Raw genomic sequence first — 21,586 nt, forward strand, 5'->3', positions numbered from 1 at the left:
ATTCCTCTCAGGTGTCCAGCAGATCGGGCACGAAAATGTCTTCGCAGGTGAGCCGGGTCTTCGAGAGGCCTTGCTCGAACGAATAGCGGAGAAAGGTGTCGATGTTTTCGCGGTTGGCGGCGAGTCCGTGGTCCCACCAGTTCTCCGGGAACGCGGCGTGGTTTTTCTCGAACAGCTTGTCGAACCACGGGACCATGACGTCCATCTGTTGTTCCATCCGGCCGCGCCGGTAATCCGCCAGCGCACTGTCCTTGGCGTCGCAGAAGCCTTGGTACACCGCGCGGGCCAGTTCGGGATGTTCGGCGAGGAGGTCCCGGCGGATGACGACCGTGTGCATGATCGGGTAAATCCCGGTCCGCGCGTAGTACTCGCGCTCCACGGCCTCGACATCCGGGAAAAGCGGGGCGACGTCCGAGGATCCGTTCAGCACACTTTGCGGGACCAGTGCCGTGATCAGGGCGTCGATTTCCCCGGCCACCAGCATCGCGTCGAGCGTACGGCCCTCGGGCGCCGGTTGCACGTCCACTTCGGACGGGTACCGGAACGGGATGAAATCGAATGGTGCCATCGGGTGATTGGTGCCGCCGACAATCCATCGGGACTGTTCGGGTTTCACGCCGTAGTCGTCGGAAAGGATGCCCTTGGGCCAGATTCCGGCGTCGTGGCCGTACGTCGCGAATTCGCCGATGGTCTTGCCTGCAAGATCCTGCGGCGTGCGAATGCCGCTCGACGTGTTCACGAAGATGGCCGAATGCCGGAAATGCCGGTTCGGGAACACCGGGATCGCGATGAACGGCGGGTCGGGCAGATCGAGGGTGCGCAGGTAGAAGGTGAGACCGAGTTCGGCCGCGTCGTAAGCGCGGTGCCGGACCATGTTCTCGAAGATTTCGGAGACGATGTGCCCGCTTTCGAAAGTGGCGTCGGTGCCCGCGATTTTCGCGGTACCGTCGAACAATGCGCGGGTGTGGTCGTACCGCCAAGCGCCGACCTTCAAAGGTATCATCGGTTTTCTCCCGTCGGATGTGTTACCAGCACCGGGTGCCCGGTCGTCGCGCCGTGTTCGATGTCCTGGTGGGCGCGGGCCGCGTCCTCGAGTGGGTACTCGTGGACGAGCCCGGCGGGCAACCGGAAGCCGTCGTGCACCAGCTGCCAGAAGTCGGCGGCGGCTGCCTCGGTGTGACTGCGCACACCGAGAATGGAGATGCTCCGGCTGTACAGATCTCGCGCCGGGACAGGGAGCACCGGCATTTCCGGCGTGCCGATCGCACCGGACACGACCACGCTGGACCCGTGGGGCAGCGCCGGAAAGTACCGTTCGAAGACTGCCGGTGCGCAGATGTTGTCGATCGCTGCCAGGAACCCGTCGGTGGCGGCGAGAATGGCGTCGGTCAGGTCGGGACGGGTGGCGTCGAGCACGGTCAAGCCGGGGGCCGGGCGTACGGTGTCCGGACGACGGCTGAGGCCGATCACCGTCGCCCCGAGCTGCTGGGCGAGCGCGATGAGGAGCGACGCGAGTGCCCCGGTCGCGCCGGTGACGAGCAGCGTCGTGCCTGGTCCGGCCTTTGCGGCGCGCAGCTGGGTGAGCGCGACCGGCCCGGTGGCGGCGAGCGCGGCGGCCTCGGCCGGGCCGAGGTTGTCGGGCAGCGGATGCAGAATCCCGGCGGACGCGGTGGTGTACTCGGCATACGATCCCCACCGGTGGATGCCCAGGATTTCCAGGTCACCGCATTCGTGGTCCCGCCCCGCGCGGCAGGCAGCGCACCGGCCACACGTGCGGTGGTTCATCACCGCCATTCGCTTTCCTGCCAATGCCGGATCGACACCCTCGCCGACCGAGACGACCTCGCCCGCGAAATGCCCGCCCAGCACGTGCGGCAAGGAAACCTGGCGGGAGAACGGATGCCCGCCGGTCCTGGTCGCGACGTCCCGCGTCCGCGAGACCTCCACCGCGGCCACCCGGAGGAGCGCTTCCCCGGCGGCCGGACGCGGAATGGCGGTGTCTTCGACCTGCAATACGTCGGGGCCGCCGAAATCGCGCATGACCACTGCCCGCATTTTTTCGGGGACCGTCATTTCATCGAGTGGTGCACCCACCGTTGCCCCTCCGCCAGTCCGGCCAACTCCCGGCCCGCCCACTGTAAAATCGTGCGCGACGACGTGATGTGCTGCGTTCCGGCGTGGACGTCGCGGAACAGCCGCTGGACAAGGCCGTCGCGCAAGGCGCGGGTGCCACTGCCGGAATAGACGAACGCGGCAATTTCCTCGACGCGCCAAACCGCATTGTTGAGCGCGAGCCGGTTCAGGGTGTCGAGGCGGATGGTCGGTGCGTCACCGCGGGTCAGCAGGCCTTCGATTTCCTCCCATACCTCGTACAGGAAAGCCTTGGCCGACCGCAGTTTTGCTTCTGCGGTGGCGTAATCCTCGGCGACGGCGTCGCTGACGGTTTTCCCCTGCAGTCCGGTGGTGAATTCGTCGAGGAGCCTCCGGCCGACGCCGAGTGCCCAGCCGCCGTGGTTGAGACTGGCGAAGTTGCCGACCCCGATCCGGTACAGGCTGCCGCCGGTGATCGGTTCGGTGCTCGTCGTCGCGAAGGTGTGGTCGGCTGGGATGAAGGTGTCGCGCAGGGTGTAGTCGATGCTGCCGGTACCGCGTAACCCCAGCACGGTCCAGTTGTCGATCAGGTCCACCTCGCCGACCGGCAGGACGAAACAGCGCGCCTCCCCGGTGCCGGTGTCCGTTGCGGCCGTCAGCACGTGCGTTGCGTGCTTGATCCCGGACGCGAAGCTCCAGTCACCGCTCACCAGGTAGCCGCCGTCGACCGGGACCGCCCGGCCCGGCCGCGTACCCTGCCCGGCGAAGGCGGCCCGCGGGGTCGAGAACAGGTCTGCCGCGACGTCCGCGGGGAGGAAGGCACCGGCGAGTCCGGTCGCGAAGCCGAGTGCGAAGGTCACCCAGCCGGTGGCCGGGTCCGCGTAGGAGACGGTCCGGAACAGATCCATCGCCTGCCGGGGCGTCATTTCGGCCCCGCCGAGCTCGCGCGGGGTGTAAACCCCGAGTGCGCCGATGGCGCGAAGCTGCTCCACGACAGGGTCGGCGATCTTGCCCATCCGGTCGTTCCCGGCGCCGTGGCGGTCGACGAGTTCGTGGAGGTTTTCCGCGCTCCGCAGCACTGTTTCCGCGGTCCGCGCGATGACGTCGCTCATGCCGGAAGCATCGCGGTTCCGCCCGGCGGGGCAGTACCGTGATTTCATTGAATGACCTGACCGGCGGGAGGTCTGCCCATGAAGCCGCAGCGAGGTGGCAAACCGGCGCACGGGGAACCCGTCGTCGATCGAGCGCTGCGGGTGCTGGCGGCCTTCACGAAACAGAACGAAGCGCTGACCCTGGAGCAGCTGAGCATCCGCGCCGACCTGCCGAAAGCGACCACGCTCCGGCTCGCGCGCCGCCTGGCCGCGTGGGGTGCGCTGGAGCGCATGGCGGACGGAACGTTCGTGGTCGGCCTGCGGTTGCTGGAGGTCGCCACGCTCTCGCCGCGCGGGCACGGCCTGCGGGCGATCGCGTTGCCGTACCTCGAAGACCTGCACCACGCCACCGGCCAGCACGTGCTGCTCGCGGTGCGTGACGGGCGGGAAAGTGTGCTGGTCGAGCGGCTTTCGGCACATCGCGCCGGTGCGGTGTACTACCGGGTCGGCGCCCGGATTTCGTTGCACATCACCGGCGTCGGGCAGGCCCTGCTGGCGTACGCGCCGCCGGAGCTGCAGGAGGAGGTGCTGGCGGGCGACCTCACTCTGCCGTGGGGACCGGACCTGACCGCCGCCGAGCTGCGCCGGACGCTGGCCCGCGTCCGCCGCCGGGGCATCGCGACGATGTCCACGCGGAAACCGGAACCGATGTCGTCCGTCGCGGCGCCGGTTTTCGGAAGTGGTGGTGACGCGGTTGCCGCACTGTCGGTGCTCGCCCCCACTGCCTCGTTCCGGCCCGCCGCCTTGGCACCCGCCGTCATCGCCGTCGCGCGGGCCGTGTCCAGGGCGTGCTACCCTCGGTCATCTGAACACTGATCAGATGAGGGTGGGCCATGAGCAGCACCACTTCGCACGAGTACGCGGCGCCGGTCGTCCAGGGTGACCCGGTCCAGGTCGCCGGGAATGTTTTTGTGATCCCGGACCGCCGGGTGCCGCTGGTGCCGAACGTCGGGATCGTCGTGGGCGATCGGGCCGCGCTGGTCATCGACACCGGCGCGGGTCCGCGTAACGGCGAATTCGTGCTCGACCACGCACGTCGGCTGGCTCCCGGGCGGCGGCTGTACCTCACGGTCACCCAGCTCGACCCGGGACACGGCTTCGGCGCGCAAGCCTTCGACGGCGTCGCGACGATCATCTACAGCACTGCCCAGCGCGCGCGGCTCCTCTCACCTGCCCAGAGCTACGCGGACGCCTTCCGCACCCTGGGGCCAGCCGTGTCCACCCAGCTCGACGGCCTGCGGTTGGCGGAACCGGACGTCACCTACGACACCACCCTGGACCTGGACCTCGGCGGCGTCCACGCCCGGCTGGCGGCCTGGGGCCCGGCGCACACCCTCGACGACACCACCGTGACGATCGACGACCGGGTCGTCTTCACTGGCGACCTCTTCGAGACCCGGATGTTCCCGATTCTGCCGTACTTCCCGCCGTTCGACACCGGTTTCGACGGCCCGCGCTGGCTGGCGGCCCTGGACCGGCTGATCGCGGCTGGCCCTTCGGTGGTGGTGCCCGGCCATGGGGAGGTCACGGACGCCGGGCTGCTCGGCGAGGTACGTGAGTATCTGCGGTACGTGCAGGCGGAGACCCAGCGGCTGCGGGCGGCGGGCGTCGAGGTGGAGGCGGTGGGGGACCTCGTGGAGCCAAAGGTGCTTGCGAGGTGGCCGGATTGGGAAGTGCCGCAGTGGATCCGTTATGCAGTAAGGGCTTTCTATGCGAATGACCCTCACTGAGGCTCAAGCCGCCGAGTATGCGGCGAATGCACGACCGGCCGCGCGACCTCCCGCCCCTCGGCCGCGAGGCCGGTCATCACCGCCACCACGACTCGTTCCACCTGTGCGGCCAGAGCGGGCCCGCCATCGGTCTCCGCCAGCCCGTCGAGGAGGAGGACGGCGAGCCCGTGGATTGCCGACCACACCACGAACTCCGCCCCCTCCCGCGCCGCTGCGGGCAGGGAACCGGCGCGCACCAGCCGATCGAGCTCCTCGGTCAGCACGTCGTGCGGATGCGGCCCACCTGCCCAATCGGTGTGCCGGGCCCGGAATGCCAGCCGCGCGATGGCGGGGTCCTCCAGCGCCCACGTGACATAAGCCCGCCCATACGCGACCACCCGGGGAAAACCGCCCCGCCCGCGTGCCCGTCCGCCCGCGAGTTTCAGCCGTTCCCCCAGCGAAGCAAGTACCTGCTGCGACAACGCACCGACGAGCACCTCCCGCGAGGCGAAGTGGTGGTACGCCGCACTGGGCGCCACCCCCACCCGCGCCGACGCCTCCCGCAGCGACCAGCCGTCGACGCCCCGCTCCCGCACCAGCACGAGAGCCGCATCGAGCAATGCGGTGCGCAGATCGCCGTGGTGGTAACGCGGTTTGCCCATACCGGGAATCTTAACGGTAGCCAGATCCCAGGCCGGTTCACGGTTCGTCGAGAGCCTGGCGCAGCTGGAACGCCAGTACCTTCGAGTACGTCCGGCACATCTGGAAGTTCCCGGCCGTGAACCACAGCCCCCGCTGTGCCGTGCGGCACCACATGTTCCGGACCTCGCCCTGGTCGTCGTAACCCCAGATCGGGCCCACCGTGTCAGCGACTGTGTCGCCCATCAGGCGGCGCAGGCCTTCCTGCTGGCTCTGGTAACCCGTGGCCAGCACGACCAGGTCCGCCGCCAGCGTGGTGCCGTCGGTCATCCGGAGGCCGTCGGGTACGAACCGGTCCGTGTCGGCGGCTTGCACCAGGCCGACCTCGCCGGAGATCAGGAGTTCCGAGCAGCCGACGTTGAGGTAGTACCCACCGCCGCGGCGCATGAACTTCATCTGCTGGCCGGTTTCGTCGTCGCCGTAGTCGGTGCGGAACCCGATCCCGTTCAGTGCCTCGACGAGCCCGCGGTCGAGTTCCTTCATCCGTGCGGTGAGCTGTTTCGCACCGATCTCCAGGTCCGGGTACGGGATGGACAGCCCGATGAGGTCGCTGTCCTCGAGGGTCGGTGCGGTCAGATACGACGCGTCCGCCAGCGCCGCGCTCGGTTCGATGCTCACGATCGTGGTGGAGCTGCGCTGAACCATGGTGACGGTGGCGCCGTTGGCGTGCAGGTCCTGCGCGACGTCGTGCCCGCTGTTGCCGGTGCCGACCACGATGACGCGTTTACCTTGGTGCGCGGCGCCATCGGTGTACGCGCTCGAATGCACGACCTCGCCGCCGAATTCGGCCAGCCCGGGCAGCTCCGGCACGTACGGGATGCCGCTGACCCCGGTCGCGATCACGATGTGCCGCGGTCGCAGCACGCGCGTCGTGCCGTCGCTGCGGGTGAGGTGTGCTTCCCAGCGGTCTTCGCCGTACGCCGCGCGTTCGAACCTTGTCCCGCCCCAGAAATTGATCTCCAAAGCGTCCACATAGGACTCGAACCAGCCGGCGAGCTTGTCCTTGGCCACGAACACCGGCCAGGTCTGCGGGAACGGCAGGTACGGCAGGTCGTTGATCCAGATGGCGTTGTGCAGCGTGAGGGCGTGGTACCGCTTGCGCCAGTTGTCGCCGGGCCGCTCGTGCGCGTCCACCACCAGCGTGTCGACCCCGAGCTGCCCGAGCCGTGCGGCGAGCGCCAGCCCGCTCTGCCCGCCGCCGACGACCAGTACCTGCGGGTCGTGCTCGGCGTACGTGCGGGCGGCAACCCGCCGGTCGAGCCAGTTGGGCCCGCCGAACTTCGTCGAGTCGCGTTCGCCCACCGGCCGGTTCGCGCCGATCTGCTCGGGGTACCCGGCGAGCTGGTCGAGCGAGGTGAACAGGTTCCGGGCCACGTACCTGGGTCCGGGTTCCTCGACGAGCCGTACCACGCCGATGCCGCTGCCTGCCGCGCATTCGAACTCGAAAATCGCCTCGACGACCGAGAGTTCGTTGCGCTCGACCACCCGCGGGGGAGTGTGTCCGGCCGCGATCCGGAATCCCGACGCTTTGGCCGTCGCCTGGCGCTCGCTCAGCTCCGCGGCCACCTGCCCGGCCGAGAAGGTCCGGACGTCGCCGGTGAACGCCACGAGGTCGCGCCAGTGACACTCACCGGCGAACAACGCGGCGACGTCGGCGTTCCTGGCCAGCAGGTCACCGAGGTCGTCAAGCCAGCGGCGGGCGAGCGCGAGCAGGTCGGGGGTCATCCGGGTCTCCATCACGGGATCAGGCGCAGCTTGCGCATGGTGTCGAGATTCTCGAGAAAACTGTCGTGCGTGTCGAGGCATTCGGTGAAACCGGCCTGGCGGATCTTGATCGTGCTCTGCACCATGTCCGCGCCGCTCGCGAGCCAGCCGTCGATGAACGGCCACGACGCGAGCGCGGTCATCGGCAGCGGCCGCAGCGCATGCCGGTCGACGATCCCGTCCCATTCCTCGTGCTTGTCCGCCATCTGATCGAGCAGCGGCATCGGCTGCGGCGGCGCGGACGGCAGTCCGAAGAACCCGGCCAGGTCCGGCCAGAGGTGCTCCCATCGGAAGTGGTCGCCGTTCGTGACGTTGAAAACCTCGTTGCGCGCCGCCGGGCTGCCCAGCGCCCACTCGATCGCCCCGGCGACGATCCGCGCGTCCGTCGCCTGATGCAGCGCGCGCCACGCGGCCGGGGTGCCGGGGAAGCGCAGCGGTACGCCGTGGTGCGCGCTGATCGTGGCGAAGACGGCGAGGCCGGTCAGCAGGTTCATCGGGGAGCCGAGGCTCACGCCCAGCACGCCGTCCGGGCGCAGCACCGTCCAGGAGTACCCGCGGCGCGCGGCGTCGGCCCACAGCAGGTCTTCCTGGTCGTTGTAGAAAATCGGGCCGAGGAAGCGGGGATCGGACTCCCTCGCCGGGGTTTTGTAGTCGCCCAGATGCTCTCCGTACGACTTCCCGCCACCGATCAGCACCACGTGCTCCAGGGAGGGCAGCCCCGCGAGCACGTTCGCCAGCATCGTAACGTTCGGCGCGACGGTGGCGGCCATCGTCTCGCGTTCGGTGTACGCGGCGTACACGACGTCGGTGATGTCAGTACGGCTCTGCAACGGGGCATCCAGCAGGTCGACCTGGAGGTGGTCGCCGATCGTGGTCCCGTCGGGCAGTTCGACCGGCCCGCGGCGCGCCAGCGTGACGACCTCCCGCCCGCCGTCGCGCAGCCGGGCCGCGGCCGCCGAGCCGATCACGCCGTGCGCGCCGACGACCAGCGTCTTTCCGGTCATTGGGTTCCTCCTGAAGGGGTGCGCAGCCGGTCGAGGCCGACCGCGACGACGATCACCGCGCCCTGGATGATCTGCTGGTAGAACGAGGAAATGTTGAGCAGCGTCATGCCGTTCACCAGCACGCCCATGATGGCCGCGCCGAGGAACGTGCCGACGAGGGAACCGCGCCCGCCCATCAGCGAGGTCCCGCCGAGCACCACGGCCGCGATGGCGGAGAGCTCGTAGCCGGTACCGAGGTCGGGGACGGAACTCTGCAGGCGCGCCGACGTGATGATCCCGCCGATGGCCGCGCACAGCCCGGCGAGCACGTACACCGCCAGCAGCACGCGCCGCACCGGAATTCCGGCCAGCCGCGCGGCTTCCGCGTTGCCACCGACGGCGTAGACCCAGCGGCCGAACACTGTCCGGTTGAGCAGGTACCAGCCCGCGGCGAAGACGGCGGCCATGATCAGCACGGGAATCGGAACACCCGCGACCGTGCCGCTGCCGAGCGCCGCGTAGCTCAGCTCGGTGGAGAACAGTGTGGTGCCGTTGGTGCCGACGTAGGTAATGCCGCGCAGGTACGTGAGGGCGGCCAGCGTCACGATGAACGGCGCAAGCCCGAGCCTGGCCACCAGCACCCCGTTGACCAGGCCCACGATCGCCCCGGCAGCCAGTGCGGCGAGCAGGGCCAGCGGTGCCGGAACCCCATGCAGGGCAAGGACAACTGCAGTGAACGCGGTGACGCCCACGGCCGAGCCGACGGACAGGTCGATGCCCGCGGTGACGATCACGAACGTCAGCCCCGCGCCGAGAATGGCGGTGACCGCGATCTGCCGGGCGATGTCGAGCACGTTCTCGACGGTGAAGAAATACGGTGCCACGATCGCGAACAGGAGCACGAGCACGACCAGCGCGCCCGACACCCCGAGCCAGTCGGTGACGCGCTTCGCCCGCCGGAGCGGGGGCCGGTCGGTCAGCACGATGGATCCCATGACGTTCACCTCGGAAGGGGTTCGGTACGGCCGGTGGCGTGCCGGATCACGTTCTCTTCGGTCAATGCGGTCCCGGCGAGCTCGGCGACGATGGCCCGGCCGCTCATCACCAGCACGCGGTCGGCGAGCCCGAGCACCTCGGGCAGTTCCGACGAAATCAGCACCACCGCGACCCCCTGCGCGGCAGCTTCGTTGACGAGCTCGTAGATGTCGGCCTTCGCTCCGATGTCGACCCCGCGCGTCGGCTCGTCGAGGATGAGCACCGACGGACGGCGCGCGAGACATCGCGCCAGCAGCACCTTTTGCTGGTTCCCGCCGGACAGTTCGCCGACCCGCTGGTCCAGTCCGGTCGCCTTGATCCGCATGCGTTCGGCGTAACCACGGGCGGCCTGCCTGCGCAGCGCGGCCGACGTCCGGCCGAACGCGCGCCTGCCCAGGTCAGTGCCGAGACAGACGTTGTCGCCGATGGACATCTGCAGGAAAAGCCCTTGTGTCTTACGGCTTTCCGGCAGCATCACGATCCCGGCAGCGGTCGCCCGGCTCGGGTCGGCCACGCGACCGTCCACAGTGACCTGTCCGCCGGACGGCCGATCGAAACCCGCCACCAGACGGCACAATTCACTGCGTCCGGCGCCGACAATCCCGGCGAGCCCGACGACCTCGCCTGCCCGGACGTCGAACGAACACGGCCGGACGGCGGCTGACGTGAGGCCCTCGACCCGCAGCCTGATGTCGGCTGGGATGCCGCGATCACCGTGCTGGTAAAGGTTTTCGACCACCCGGCCGACCATCGCGGTGACAATGCGGTCCTCGCTCAGGTCGTCGCGGGTCATCGTGCCGGCAACGCATCCGTCGCGCAGCACGGTCACCCGGTCGGCGATGGCGGTGATTTCCGCCATCCGGTGGCTGATGTACAGCAGGCCGAGGCCTTCGTCGCGCAGTTCGGCCACGATCCGCAGCAGCGTACGGGCTTCTTCGTCGGACAGCGCTGCGGTCGGTTCGTCCAGCACCAGCACCCGGGGCCGCTCGGCGAGCGCGCGGGCGATCTCGACCAGCTGCTGCTGCCCGGTGTTGAGTTCCGCGACCCGGGTCCCGGGATCGATGGCGGCACCCACGCGGTCGAGCGCGGCGACGGCGTGCGCCCGCGCGGCGCGCCGGTCGAGCCGGCCTGCGCGGCGGCGTGGCTCACGGCCCAGCACGAGATTGTCCGCCACGGTCAGCTCCGGCACCAGGCTGAGCTCCTGGTGGATCACCGCGAGCCCGCGCCGCCGCGCGTCGCCGGGTCCGGCAAACCGCACCGGCGCACCGTCCACCACGACCTGCCCGTCGTCCGGCGCATGGATGCCGGTGAGGACCTTGATCAGCGTGGACTTCCCCGCGCCGTTCTCCCCGGCGAGCACGTGCACCTCGCCGGGCCGCAGGTCGAGCGACACCCCGCGCAGCACCGGGTTGGCGGCGAACGACTTGGTGATGCCGTCGAGCCGCACCGCCGCCTCGGCCTGCACCTGCTGCGCCGCGGTCATCCCCAGCTCCGGTACTTCGCGATTGTGTCCGGGGTGACCAGCGTGGTGGGAATCAGGACGGGGGCGGGGGAAACCTTCTCGCCGTGCGCCAGTTTGATCGCGAGATCCAGCCCGGTGCGGCCGAGTTTCGCCGGGTCCTGGCCGGAGGTGCCGATGAGCAGGCCGCCGCTGAAGAGGTCGGTCAGCTGCTTGGCGCCGTCGACCCCGACAACCTTGAGCTTGAGGCCTTTTTGCTGGGCGGCAAGGGCAATGCCGACCGCGGTGGGGTCGTTGACGCCGAAGAAGCCGTCGAGATCGGGGTGCGCGGCCATGATGTTCCCGGCGACGTCCATGCTCTTGTCCCTGGTCAGATCGGCGCGCTGGGTTGCCGCCACCTTGATCCCCGGCGCCTTTGCGAGTGCTTCCTTGCACCCGGCCATCCGGTCGCTGATCGCCGACACCGGCGAGCCGTCCACGATCGCGATCTTGCCGTTGCCGCCGAGCTCACGGAACAGGTACGCGCATGCGTCGCGACCGGCTTGGACGTTGTCACTCGTCACACTCGCGTCGGAACCCGTTGCGGCCACATCGATTGCGACGACGGGGATACCCGCTTGCTTGGCGCGCAGGATCTCCGGGCCGATGCCTTCGGAGTCGGCCGCGTCGACGACGATGGAGCTCACCCGTTGCCGGATGAAGGTGCCGATCTGGTTGCTCTGGGTGGCGACGTCGGCGTTGGCGTACTGCACCGACACAGAGATGTTCGCTGCGGCGGCCGCTTCCTCGATGGCTTTGCCCTCGGCGAGGAAGAACGGGTTCGAGGCCGCGTTGAGAGTGACCCCGATCGTGATTTTACCGCCGCTGGAAGCGGACCCGGACGCACATCCGGTCAGCACCGCGGCCGCGGCGAGCCCGGCTGCGCAGAGCGCGCCGAAGCGGCGAATGAAGCTGTTCATGGTCATTTCCTTGTCTTCGCAGGGCTTTCAGACGACCGGCGTCACGCCGCCGTCGACGCAGAAGTTCGCGCCGGACACGAAACTCGCGCGGTCGGCGGCCAGGAACGCCACCATTTCGGCCACTTCACCGACCGTGCCGAGCCGCCCGAGCGGGATCCGGTTCAGCTCGACGTACCGCTGCAGCGCGGTTTCCCGGTCGACGCCGAACTCCTCGGCCAGGCTGTCGGCGAGCCCGCCCGGCCGGTCGTAGATGGGGGAGCGGACGAACGCCGGGGAGACCACATTGGACCGGATCCCGCGCGGGGCGAACTCCGCGGCCAGCACTTTCGACAGCATCAGCACGGCGGCCTTGGAAACGCTGTAGTCGGGCAGCCGGGGGTTGGGCATGCGCGCGGCCTCGGAGGCGATGTGGACCAGCACGCCGGACCCTGCCTCGCACATGGCGGGCAGCACCGCGCGGGAGGCACGGACGTAACCGAGGAGATTGAGCTCCAAAGTGGACGCCCAGTCTTCGTCGGAGGTTTCGAGGAAACCGGTGCGCACGGGAGCGACACCGGCGTTGTTCACGAGCACGTCCACGCGGCCGAACGCGTCGAGCGCGAGCGTGGCCATTTCCTGGGCGCCAGTGGGGGTGCGCAGGTCGACCCGGGCGGCGCGGACCCGGCCGGGGTGGGCGGCGGCGAGCTGCTCGAGCCCGCCCGGTTCCCGGTCCGCGCCGACGATCCGGGCTCCCGCGAGCAGCATCCGCTCGGCACACGCCAGGCCGATCCCGCCGCCCGCGCCCGTGACGACCACGACGCGGCCGGAGAAGTCGTCGTTGACCATCCATGCCTCCTTGAGGGTCTCTCCGTTGGTTCAGAGATTCTCACTTGGAGGACTAGATGTCTAGTGGATGAGAAGAATTAACGAGACGTGGCGGTCGGATGGACTCAGCTGAAGCGGGCGATGTTCTGTCCCGCGAGCTGTACGCCCAGCGCCCGCGAGACTTCGTTCCCGGCCTCGATCAGTGCTTCGCGCCAGCGTTCGTAGTCGTCGCCGAGGATCGATTCGCGGACGCCGCTGATGGACACCGCGGCCCGGACGTCACCGCGGTAGTCGACCACCGGCACACCGATCGCGGCCACGCCGACGGTGACGTCCTGGTCGCTGATCGTGCAGCCGTCGGTACGTGCTTGCCGCAGCAGTTTGCGCAGGGCGCCGGGCTCGGACGGCGTCGAGGCGGTGAACCGGGACAGCGGCTGGTTGCGCTGCAGGTAAGCCTCCCATTCGGTCTCGGGGGCGAACGCCAGGAGCGCACGCGAGGCGGCGCCTGCGTGCAGCGGCAGCGAGCCGCCGAGCTGCAGAGCCAAGGACTGCACGCGTTTCCCGGCCAGCCGCTCGATGCACACGGCCTCGTCACCGCGCCGGACGCACAGGAAGACCGTCTCGCCGGTGAGGTCGTGCAGCCGTTCCATCACCGGCTGGGCGAACTCCCGCTCGTCGAACCGGGACACCACCGCCGTGCCGAGCGTGAGCAGCTTGAAGCCGAGCCGGAACTGGCCCCGTTTCGAGCCCTGTTCCACGAGTCCTTCGGCCTGCAGGCTGGACAGCAGCCGGTAGATCGAGCTCCGCGGCTCGCCGACGGCCTCCGACAGCTCCGCCGCGCTCGCTTCTCCCTGCGCAAGGCGGTCGAACAACTGCGACACCTTGCGGACCAGCATCATGCTTCCTTCGTTCGTCACCGGGGAAGATTATCACTCAGCGGACATTGTGACTATCAATTGAGACGTCTTGATGTATGGACATGACGTCCACTGAGCGATACTTTGACGCTCATGACAGTCGTCAAACACGATCCGCCCGGCCTTGCGGACCTGGTCGGCACGATCACCGAACGCGCCCGGTTCGCGCGCCTGGAAACGGTCCGGCTGATCTCCATCGCCAAAACCGGCCACTACGCGTCGGGGTTCTCCTGTGCGGAAATCCTGGCCACGCTGTACTACGGGGTCATGCGGCTGCGCCGCGGCGAGCCGGACTGGCCCGCCCGCGACCGGTTCCTGTTCGGCAAGGGCCACGCCGCCGCGACGCTGTACCCGATCCTCGCCGACTGGGGCTTCTTCGACGCCGCCGAGCTCGACGGGTACACCCGGCTCGGCAGCGCGTTCGGCGATCACCCGGACATGACGCGGATTCCCGGAATCGACTTCAGCAGCGGTTCGCTCGGCCACGCGCTTTCGACCGGCACCGGAATCGCCATGGGTGCCCGGATGCAGGGTCACGATTCCACCGTTTTCGTCCTCCTCGGCGACGGCGAACTCCACGAGGGACAGATCTGGGAGGCCGCGCTCGGCGCCGCGCACCACAACGTGTCGAACCTGGTCGCCATCGTCGACCGCAACGACCACTCGCTGGACGGGCGAATCGACACCGTCACGCGCATCGAACCGCTCGAAGACAAATGGCGCGCCTTCGGCTGGGAAGCCCACCGCGTGGACGGTCACGACGTCGAAGCGCTGTTGACCCTGCTTCGCACCATCACCGGTGACAAGACGCGCACCACCCCGGCGGTCATCATCGCCGACACCGTGAAGGGCAAAGGCATCTCCTACATGGAAGCCGAATTCGGCTGGCACCTGGGCTGGCTGGCCGAGCAGGACGAGCGCAACGCTCTGGAAGAACTGAGGACCGCCCGATGACCACCATTCCCGGTCTGCAGCCCGAATCCTGGCACCTGCTGACCCTGCTCGACCGAGCCCCCGGCCTGCACGCACTCGCCGACACCCTGGCCGACCTGGTCGACGAGGGGCACCCGATCGTCGCCGGGACCGCGGATCTCAAGTACTCCAACGGTTTGGTCCGATTCCAGGACCGGCACCCCGACCGGTACGTCCAGTTCGGCATCTCGGAACAACACATGGTCTCGACCGCAGCCGGCCTAGCCACGACGGGCTGGCAGCCTCATGTGGCTACTTTTGCCTCGTTCCTGGCTTTGCTGGCGTGTGAACAGATCCGCACGGATGTCGCGTACCCGCGGCTGCCGGTGCGGTTGATCGGCCACCACGCAGGCATCACCCTCGGCTATTACGGAACTTCCCACCACGCCACCGAAGACCTGGCCATCACGCGCAGCATCGCAGGCCTCACGGTGATCGCCCCCGCCGACGCCACGCAACTGCGAGCCGCTCTCCGCGCCGCGACTTCTTGGGAGGGACCGATCTACTTCCGCATCGGCCGCGGTCAGGACCCGGAGGTGTACCCAGCCACCGACAGCCGATTCCGCATCGGCCACGCAATCGAACACTCGACGGGCCGGGATTTGACGATCATCGCCACGGGCTCGATGGTGCACCCCGCTTTGGCCGCCGCTGCCGACCTGACCGCTTCGGGCATCTCCACCGGGGTCCTGGACATGCACACGATCAAGCCCTTGGACGCCGACGCAGTACTCACCGCCGCGACCCGATCCCCTGTCCTGCTGACGGTCGAGGAACACAACACCCTGGGTGGTTTGGGTTCCGCCGTCGCGGAGGTGATCACGTCGCGCGGGTTGGGCACCCGGGTGGTTCGCCATGGTTTGGCGGACGAGTACGCGTTGATCGGCCCGCCGACCCACCTTTACCGCCACTACGGCCTGGACAAAGGCGGGATCGTGAAGAAAGCCCAGGACGCACTTTCCTGAGGGGCTGTCACAGGGTCGCTCACCTGAAGTCCGTGAAGGTTCCCTTCACGGACTTTCCCCACCACTCAACCGCCACCCGGATACGAAGCCAAAACACGGTCCGAGGGGGCTTGTCAAGGTACTCTCTCCAGCCTTGACAAGCCCCCTCGGACCGTAGTCACAATCACGGCTTCGGGGTGCCCCACCAGTCAGCCCCCATCAGCCCCCACGACGGCTGGCGACGACGGGAGCCCGGCATGACCGACAACCACCTGGACGACCTGGTGGAAGCCGTGGACGCGATCGCCAGGATCGTCGGTGGCCCGGTGGTCATCGAGGACGTCGACTTCCGGGTCCTCGCCTACTCCGCAGTCCCCGGCCAGCCCAACGACGAAGCACGCCGCGAAGCAATCCTCAACCGCCGGACGCCCGACTTCTGGGTCCGCCGTTTCACCGAAACCGGGGTCCGCCAACGTCTCCTTGCCACTGACGAGGTCATCGCCCTCGACATGCTCGGTCCGAGTTTCACCCCACGCCTCATCACCGGCATCCCCGTCGGCGACACTGTCGTCGGATTTCTCTGGGCGATGGAAGGCGATGCCCCGCTCCCGGCGGACGTGGCCGACATCATGCGGCAATTCGCCGTCGCGGTCGGACCCGAACTGGCCAGACGGTCACCGTTGCTGGAAAACCCGCAAAGCCACCTTCTCCGCCAATTCCTGGCCGGGGCGATCCCGGCCCGCCAGTTGGCCGAAGCCCTCTGCACCACCGAGGACACCGACGCCGTGGTGGTCGCGATCGGGATCCCGGCCGACAGTGCGGACGAGATCATCCTCCGTTCCCGCGCCCTGAAAGTCCTCAACCTCCACGTGACCACCGGGCACCGCCGGCCGTGGCTCGTCGCCACCATCGACCAGCAGATCTACCTGCTCGGGGCGGCGTCTGCAGGGCACCGCATCGAGGAGCGTCTCACCGCCGTGGTCCGCCACCTGGAGGGAGCCCTCGGCGTGCCGGTGTTCGCAGCGGCCGGATCGGTCCAGCCGCTGCTCGGCGGTACCGCCCGCTCGCGGGCCGAGGCAGACCTCGCCCTGAAGGCGCTCAGGGCGAACGGCGAGCCGGTTGTCGGATCGTACGAGCGACTCCGGTTCGAGGCGGTCCTGCACGAGACAGGCGAATTCCTGGAAAGCCAGCCGGTACTCACCGGCACGTTCGTCGACGACCTGGTGAACTACGACCGCACGCACGGGACCGAGTACCTCGCGACCCTGCGGGCCTACCTCGACGCCTTCGGCGACATCCGCAGCGCGGCCGACGTCCTGCACATCCACCCGAACTCCCTGCGGTACCGGATCAAACGCCTCGCCGAACTCGCCGCGGTCGACCTCGGCGACGCCCGTGCGCGCCTCGCCGTGCAGCTGCTCCTGCTGGCGAGACCGGACGCCGGGTGACCGCACCGGCGTTTGGCCGATCGGCAAAACGCCGCACCCTCGCATTCTCGCTTCGCGACGCAGACATCCCCCGCGGCAATCGATGAAACTCATCGCCATCACCACCGAGGGAAAGAAGCGAGTGATGGCGATAGTGGGCACCACCCGGCACCGGATCGAACACGGCGCCGAGCAGCTGTTCGTCCAGGAGGCCGGGCCTGCGCAAGCCACCGGCACCGTGGTCTTCTGCCACGGCGCGGCCGGGTCCCACGCCAGCTGGTTCCAGCAGGTTCCGCACTTCGCCCGGCGATACCGGGTACTCGCCTGGGACCAGCGCGGTTTCGGCAACTCGACCAACCGCACGGCAAGCGCGAGCCCGGGCACGGCGGTCGCGGATCTGGCGCACCTGCTCGAAGTCCTCGACGTCCGGAGGGCGCATCTCGTCGGCCAATCGCTCGGTGGCTGGGCGGCGCTGGGATGCGCGCTTCAATATCCGGATCGCGTCGCTTCCGTGGTGCTGAGCAATTCCATCGGCGGACTGTTCAACCGCGCTCTCGAAGACGCCTTCGACCGATTCCTCGCGCAACGCAATGACACGACGACACACCTCGGGAAGCATCCCGCCCTCGCGCCCACCTTCGCCGGGGAGAATCCGGCGCAGGCATTCCTGTACCAGCAGCTGGCCGGTCTGGGCCCGCGCCCGCCGTCCGACGCCGTCACCCAGATCCGTGAGACCTACCTCGACCTCGACGAGGTAGCCCGTGCAAATCTGCCGATTCTCTTGCTCCTCGGCGAGTTCGACCAGATCTTCCCGGTACCCGCGGTACAGGCGGTGGCCGCGGAATTACCCCGTGCGCGAGTCGAAGTCATCCGGGAGGCCGGGCATTCGGCGTACTTCGAACGGCCGGCCGAGTTCAACGCGGCGCTGGAACGATTCCTCGTGAGTTGCCCATGACCGCCGACGTACTACGCGCCCGGCTTGGCCCGGCGGTGGTGCAGGCCGATCCGGACGTGATGGCCGCCTACGCCCGCGACACGATGCCGCTCGCCGCGCACGGAATGCCTGCGGCCGTCGTGTTTCCGGACAACACCGAAGCGGTGCAGACCATCGTGCGGACGTGCGCTGAGTTGTCTGTCCCGATCGTGACCCGCGGCGCGGGCACCGGCCTGACCGGCGCGGCGAACGCCGTCGACGGGTGCGTCGTGCTCGTGACCACGAAACTGAACCGGATCGTCGAAATCGATCCCGGCAACCGGCTCGCCGTGGTGCAGCCGGGCGTGATCAATGCCGAGCTGCGGAACACCGTCGCGGAGTACGGCCTGTTCTATCCGCCCGATCCGTCGAGCCTCGACAGCTGCACCATCGGCGGGAATCTCGCCACGAACGCGGGCGGGCTGTGCTGTGTGAAATACGGGGTAACCGCGGATGCCGTGCTCGGCCTGGAAGTGGTGCTGGCCGACGGATCGCTGCTGCGGACCGGCCGCCGCACCGTCAAAGGCGTTGCGGGCTATGACTTGACCAAGCTGTTCGTCGGCAGTGAGGGCACGCTCGGCGTGATCACCGAAGCGACCCTTGCGCTCCGGCCGAAACCACCCGCACCCAGCACTCTCGTCGCCGGGTTCGCCGAGACCGTGCACGCCGGTAACGCGGTCGCCGCAACGATTCGTGCCGGGCTGGCGCCGTCGCTGCTGGAAATCATGGACGCGACGTCGATCGAAGCCGCGGAGGCTCATCTCAAAACCGACCTCGGCACCGAGGACGGATGCCGGGCATTGCTGCTGTGTCAGTCGGATTCGGGCGGGGACGTCGCCCGTGCGGAACTCGAAGCGATCGAACGCATCTGCGTCGCCGCCGGAGCCCGGATGACCTACGTGACCGACGATCCGGAGGACGGCAGGACCCTGTTGCACGCCCGGCGGGTCGTCCTGACGGCGCTGGAGGCCTACGGCGCCTGCCTCACCGACGACGTCGCCGTACCGCGCACCCGCATCGCCGACCTGATCTCCGGCTGCGCCCGGATCGGGGACACGGCCGGGCTTCGCATTGCGGTGGTCGGACATGCCGGTGACGGCAACATGCACCCGACCATCGTGTACGACCCCGCGTCCGCGGAGGAACGCGGACGCGCGCGGCAGGCCTTCGACGCGATTCTCCGGCTCGGGCTGAGCCTCGGCGGCACGCTGACCGGCGAGCACGGCGTCGGCCGGATCAAGCGCGAATGGCTGGAACGCGAGCTCGGCCCGGTCGGCCTGCGCGTGCACCGCCGGATCAAAGCCGCACTCGACCCCGCGAACCTGTTCAACCCGGATTCGATGTTCTTCGCGAGAAACCCTGTATCCCACGACGGCATGCTGGAGAAACGATGCGTCAGAACCCCTCCGCGGTCTTCGAGCAAATCGAAGAACGCCCGCTGAACAAACGCCAGAAATCGCTTATCGCGGCGGCGGTCCTCGGCACGATGCTCGAATTCTACGATCTTCTCGTCGTCGCGTACGTGCTGGCGATCATCGCCAAGCCGTGGCACCTGACCTTCGGGCAGAGTGCCTTCCTGCTGATGGCCGCCGGGGTCGGGTCGATCGTCGGCTCGATGTGGTTCGGGGTGATCGCCGACCGCATCGGACGGCGCAAGGTCTTCATGGCCACCGTGCTGACCTTCTCGCTCGCCACCGGCGCCCTCGTACTGGTACCCGACGGCGGCTGGCTGGTGTTCGGGCTGCTGCGGGTCGTGGTCGGGCTGGGGGTCGGCGGGCTCGTCGTCGTCGACGTCCCGCTGGTACAGGAGTTCGTCCCGGCGAGCAAACGGGGGTTCGTCTCCGGGCTGGTCGTCGCGGCCATCCCGATCGGCGGAATTCTCGCCAGCGCCGCGTCCGCGTCCCTCGGCCCGGTGATCGGCTGGCGCGGGTTGCTCCTCCTCGGCCTGCTGCCCGCGGTGGTCAGCATCTACGTCCGGTTCGCCGTCAAGGAATCGCCCACCTGGCTGATCCAGAACGACCGGCGCGAGGAAGCGCGGGACTCGGTCGCCTGGGTCCTCGGTATCCCGCCGGACCAGGTGAAGCTCCCGGCTGCCGCGCCGGTCAAGCAGCCGCGTGGGAAGTGGACCGAGGTCTTCGCGTACCGCCGGAGTTTCCTCTTCACGTGCCTCAACAGCTTCGCCATCCAGGTGCCCGCCTACGGGCTGGCCCTGTGGGGACCGTCCCTGGTCGGTCTCCAGATGCAGGTGACACCCGCGCGAGCGGCCTTTCTCTACACCTTCGTGACCCTGGCCGGGTTCATCGGCAGGCTCGTCGCGTCCCATGCGTCCGACCGGTTCGGCCGCCGCCGCACGGGCACCATCGCCATGTTCGGTGCCACCGCCGGGCTGGTGGCAGGCGCGTTCGGCGCGGGACTGTCGGTCGGCCCGGTACCGTTCTTCTACGTCGCCCTGATCGTGGTGGTGTTCTTCCTCGACGGCGCGTTCGTCGTCGCTTTGCCGTACTGGGCCGAGATGTTCCCGACGCGGGTACGGGCAGGCGGCGTCGGGATGGCGTACGGTATCGGCGGTTTCGGCAAGCTGATCGGACCGGCCGTCCTCGCCGTGATCTCCGGGGCCGGGACCGTGGTCACCCCGCAGGCGACGAGTTCGGCACTCCTGCCCGCGTTCCTGTTCTTCGCGGCTTTCGCGGTGCTGGCCGCCGTCTCGTACGTGACCCTCGGCATCGAAACCCGCGGCCTGAGCATGGACGACCTCGACGCGCGGATGGAACTGCAGCGGCGGCCGGGCCCCGTGGAAACCCTGGTCGCGCAACGAAAAACCGAAGCCCTGTGACGAGTTTCCGAGTGAAAGGATCAATGATGACCGCAATTCCCCCGACGCAGGACGTGCCGCGCGCGGAAATGATGAAGCGAGTGGCATTCTTCGCCGACCTGGTGCCGATCGAGGACGCATTCGACGACAGCGTCCTGCCGGGCTGCAAGAGGACCGCACTGAACATTCTCGGCTTCGACGCACCGGAAGGCGCCGGAGAAGGGACCGCGTCGCCGGTGGGCACTGCGTCCGACGGCGCCGCGATCCAGATCTTCGAAGGCTTCAACATGGCGTTCCTCCGCTGCAAACCGGGTAACGGCACGATCCTGCACCACCACGACACCAACGAAACCTTCATGGCCATCTCCGGCACGTGGCGCGTGCACTGGAACGACGAGGAGGACGAGTACGTCGACCTGAACCCCCTCGACACGATTTCGCTCCCGGCCTCCGTTTCCCGCCGCTTCTACAATCTGTCGAACGAGGACGGCGACCCGGAAAAGGAAAGCCTCCTGCTCGGCGTCATCGCCGGAAACGGCCCGCGGGCGTTCGTCCGCCCGGAGGTCCTCGACGCGGCAAAGCAAACCGGGCGATACACCCCGGCGAGCAACTGGGAGTAGCCGGTTCCGGGGCGGCCGATTCCCGGCCGCCCCGGTCAGCCGCCGATGGCGCTCATCGGGCGGTCCGGCTGGCGGAAGCCCGGCGCGTCCATCCCGTGTCCGGCGGCTTTGCCCCACATTGCGCGCCGCCAGCGGGTGGCCAGTTCGTCGTCGTCCAGGTCCGTTTCGGTGGTGGCGAACAGGCAGGACCGGATCTGCCCGTCGGCGAGCCGGTCGCGTCGGGTGAGGGCGCGGAAGGCGTCCGGGCGGAAGGTGTCGACGAGGTTC

At 68.6% G+C, this 21,586-nt stretch carries 20 protein-coding genes and 1 pseudogene; 9 read left to right on the forward strand and 12 right to left on the reverse strand.

The genetic code is table 11. The features are described from left to right. Positions 1 to 7 precede the first annotated feature (7 nt). The 3 genes from OO71_RS08370 to OO71_RS08380 are packed head-to-tail and all read right to left on the reverse strand — an operon-like array spanning position 8 to position 3,203. Positions 8 to 1,003: a substrate-binding domain-containing protein gene (locus tag OO71_RS08370; protein WP_033289023.1), complete on the reverse strand. Its 996-nt coding sequence runs from the start codon at positions 1,001 to 1,003 to the stop codon at positions 8 to 10. Beyond that, entirely contained in the window at positions 1,000 to 2,073 is a 1,074-nt protein-coding gene (locus OO71_RS08375) for an alcohol dehydrogenase catalytic domain-containing protein (protein WP_051791308.1), read from the reverse strand. The genes OO71_RS08370 and OO71_RS08375 overlap by 4 nt, the downstream gene beginning before the upstream one ends. Then, the gene (locus OO71_RS08380; RefSeq protein WP_033289024.1) at positions 2,070 to 3,203 is read right to left on the reverse strand and encodes an acyl-CoA dehydrogenase family protein; all 1,134 of its coding nucleotides are present in this window, start codon (positions 3,201 to 3,203) and stop codon (positions 2,070 to 2,072) included. Before OO71_RS08380 ends, OO71_RS08375 begins: the two co-directional genes overlap by 4 nt. Before the next feature lie 78 nt (positions 3,204 to 3,281). On the opposite strand from OO71_RS08380, the gene OO71_RS08385 reads away from it, so the two are divergent. Both OO71_RS08385 and OO71_RS08390 read left to right on the forward strand, forming a co-directional pair. Continuing rightward, positions 3,282 to 4,058, forward strand: a complete 777-nt coding sequence (locus tag OO71_RS08385; RefSeq protein WP_033289025.1) for an IclR family transcriptional regulator — start codon at positions 3,282 to 3,284, stop codon at positions 4,056 to 4,058. A gap of 17 nt (positions 4,059 to 4,075) precedes the next feature. Continuing rightward, complete coding sequence (locus tag OO71_RS08390) at positions 4,076 to 4,972, forward strand: MBL fold metallo-hydrolase (RefSeq protein WP_033289026.1); 897 nt, start codon at positions 4,076 to 4,078, stop codon at positions 4,970 to 4,972. Here OO71_RS08390 and OO71_RS08395 read toward each other — a convergent pair. The 8 genes from OO71_RS08395 to OO71_RS08430 all read right to left on the reverse strand — a co-directional run bounded on the left by OO71_RS08395 (position 4,966) and on the right by OO71_RS08430 (position 13,571). After that, complete coding sequence (locus OO71_RS08395; RefSeq protein WP_033289027.1) at positions 4,966 to 5,613, reverse strand: TetR/AcrR family transcriptional regulator; 648 nt, start codon at positions 5,611 to 5,613, stop codon at positions 4,966 to 4,968. The genes OO71_RS08390 and OO71_RS08395 overlap by 7 nt on opposite strands. A 37-nt stretch (positions 5,614 to 5,650) precedes the next feature. Next, positions 5,651 to 7,375 (reverse strand): flavin-containing monooxygenase, encoded by a 1,725-nt coding sequence (locus tag OO71_RS08400; RefSeq protein ID WP_211260461.1) that lies wholly within the window; start codon positions 7,373 to 7,375, stop codon positions 5,651 to 5,653. An 11-nt stretch (positions 7,376 to 7,386) separates the two neighbouring features. Further along, entirely contained in the window at positions 7,387 to 8,418 is a 1,032-nt protein-coding gene (locus OO71_RS08405; protein WP_033289029.1) for an SDR family oxidoreductase, read from the reverse strand. Further along, complete coding sequence (locus OO71_RS08410) at positions 8,415 to 9,392, reverse strand: ABC transporter permease (protein WP_033289030.1); 978 nt, start codon at positions 9,390 to 9,392, stop codon at positions 8,415 to 8,417. The genes OO71_RS08405 and OO71_RS08410 overlap by 4 nt, the downstream gene beginning before the upstream one ends. Before the next feature lie 5 nt (positions 9,393 to 9,397). Next, positions 9,398 to 10,915 (reverse strand): sugar ABC transporter ATP-binding protein, encoded by a 1,518-nt coding sequence (locus OO71_RS08415; RefSeq protein ID WP_033289031.1) that lies wholly within the window; start codon positions 10,913 to 10,915, stop codon positions 9,398 to 9,400. Then, positions 10,912 to 11,850: a substrate-binding domain-containing protein gene (locus OO71_RS08420; RefSeq protein WP_211260462.1), complete on the reverse strand. Its 939-nt coding sequence runs from the start codon at positions 11,848 to 11,850 to the stop codon at positions 10,912 to 10,914. The genes OO71_RS08415 and OO71_RS08420 overlap by 4 nt, the downstream gene beginning before the upstream one ends. 27 nt (positions 11,851 to 11,877) lie before the next feature. Continuing rightward, on the reverse strand, positions 11,878 to 12,675 hold the full coding sequence (locus tag OO71_RS08425; RefSeq protein WP_033289032.1) for an SDR family NAD(P)-dependent oxidoreductase: 798 nt from the start codon (positions 12,673 to 12,675) through the stop codon (positions 11,878 to 11,880). 104 nt (positions 12,676 to 12,779) lie between these two features. After that, entirely contained in the window at positions 12,780 to 13,571 is a 792-nt protein-coding gene (locus OO71_RS08430; protein WP_033289033.1) for an IclR family transcriptional regulator, read from the reverse strand. A 93-nt stretch (positions 13,572 to 13,664) separates the two neighbouring features. Here OO71_RS08430 and OO71_RS08435 point away from each other — a divergent pair, with 93 nt between their 5' ends. The 7 genes from OO71_RS08435 (at position 13,665) to OO71_RS08465 (ending at position 21,319) form a co-directional block, all read left to right on the forward strand. Beyond that, positions 13,665 to 14,525, forward strand: a complete 861-nt coding sequence (locus OO71_RS08435) for a transketolase (RefSeq protein ID WP_051791312.1) — start codon at positions 13,665 to 13,667, stop codon at positions 14,523 to 14,525. Then, entirely contained in the window at positions 14,522 to 15,508 is a 987-nt protein-coding gene (locus OO71_RS08440; protein ID WP_033289034.1) for a transketolase family protein, read from the forward strand. Before OO71_RS08435 ends, OO71_RS08440 begins: the two co-directional genes overlap by 4 nt. Before the next feature lie 236 nt (positions 15,509 to 15,744). Continuing rightward, positions 15,745 to 16,935 (forward strand): PucR family transcriptional regulator, encoded by a 1,191-nt coding sequence (locus OO71_RS08445; RefSeq protein WP_033289035.1) that lies wholly within the window; start codon positions 15,745 to 15,747, stop codon positions 16,933 to 16,935. Positions 16,936 to 17,059: 124 nt separating this feature from the next. Further along, a complete protein-coding gene (locus tag OO71_RS08450) occupies positions 17,060 to 17,869 on the forward strand; it encodes an alpha/beta fold hydrolase (protein WP_063740032.1) in 810 nt (269 codons plus the stop codon). Next, positions 17,866 to 19,329 (forward strand): FAD-binding oxidoreductase, encoded by a 1,464-nt coding sequence (locus OO71_RS08455; RefSeq protein WP_084144793.1) that lies wholly within the window; start codon positions 17,866 to 17,868, stop codon positions 19,327 to 19,329. The genes OO71_RS08450 and OO71_RS08455 overlap by 4 nt, the downstream gene beginning before the upstream one ends. Next, positions 19,278 to 20,720, forward strand: coding sequence for an MFS transporter (locus OO71_RS08460; protein WP_033289036.1), 1,443 nt, complete (start codon positions 19,278 to 19,280; stop codon positions 20,718 to 20,720). Before OO71_RS08455 ends, OO71_RS08460 begins: the two co-directional genes overlap by 52 nt. A gap of 26 nt (positions 20,721 to 20,746) precedes the next feature. Continuing rightward, on the forward strand, positions 20,747 to 21,319 hold the full coding sequence (locus OO71_RS08465; RefSeq protein ID WP_051791316.1) for a cupin domain-containing protein: 573 nt from the start codon (positions 20,747 to 20,749) through the stop codon (positions 21,317 to 21,319). A 35-nt stretch (positions 21,320 to 21,354) separates the two neighbouring features. Here the strand turns inward: OO71_RS08465 and OO71_RS52035 are convergent. Beyond that, positions 21,355 to 21,555 (reverse strand): annotated as a pseudogene (locus OO71_RS52035) (GTP 3',8-cyclase MoaA); the annotation flags it as partial. Positions 21,556 to 21,586 lie beyond the last annotated feature (31 nt).

It is taken from the genome of Amycolatopsis jejuensis (assembly GCF_000717335.1).
GTDB classification, from domain to species: Bacteria; Actinomycetota; Actinomycetes; order Mycobacteriales; family Pseudonocardiaceae; genus Amycolatopsis; species Amycolatopsis jejuensis.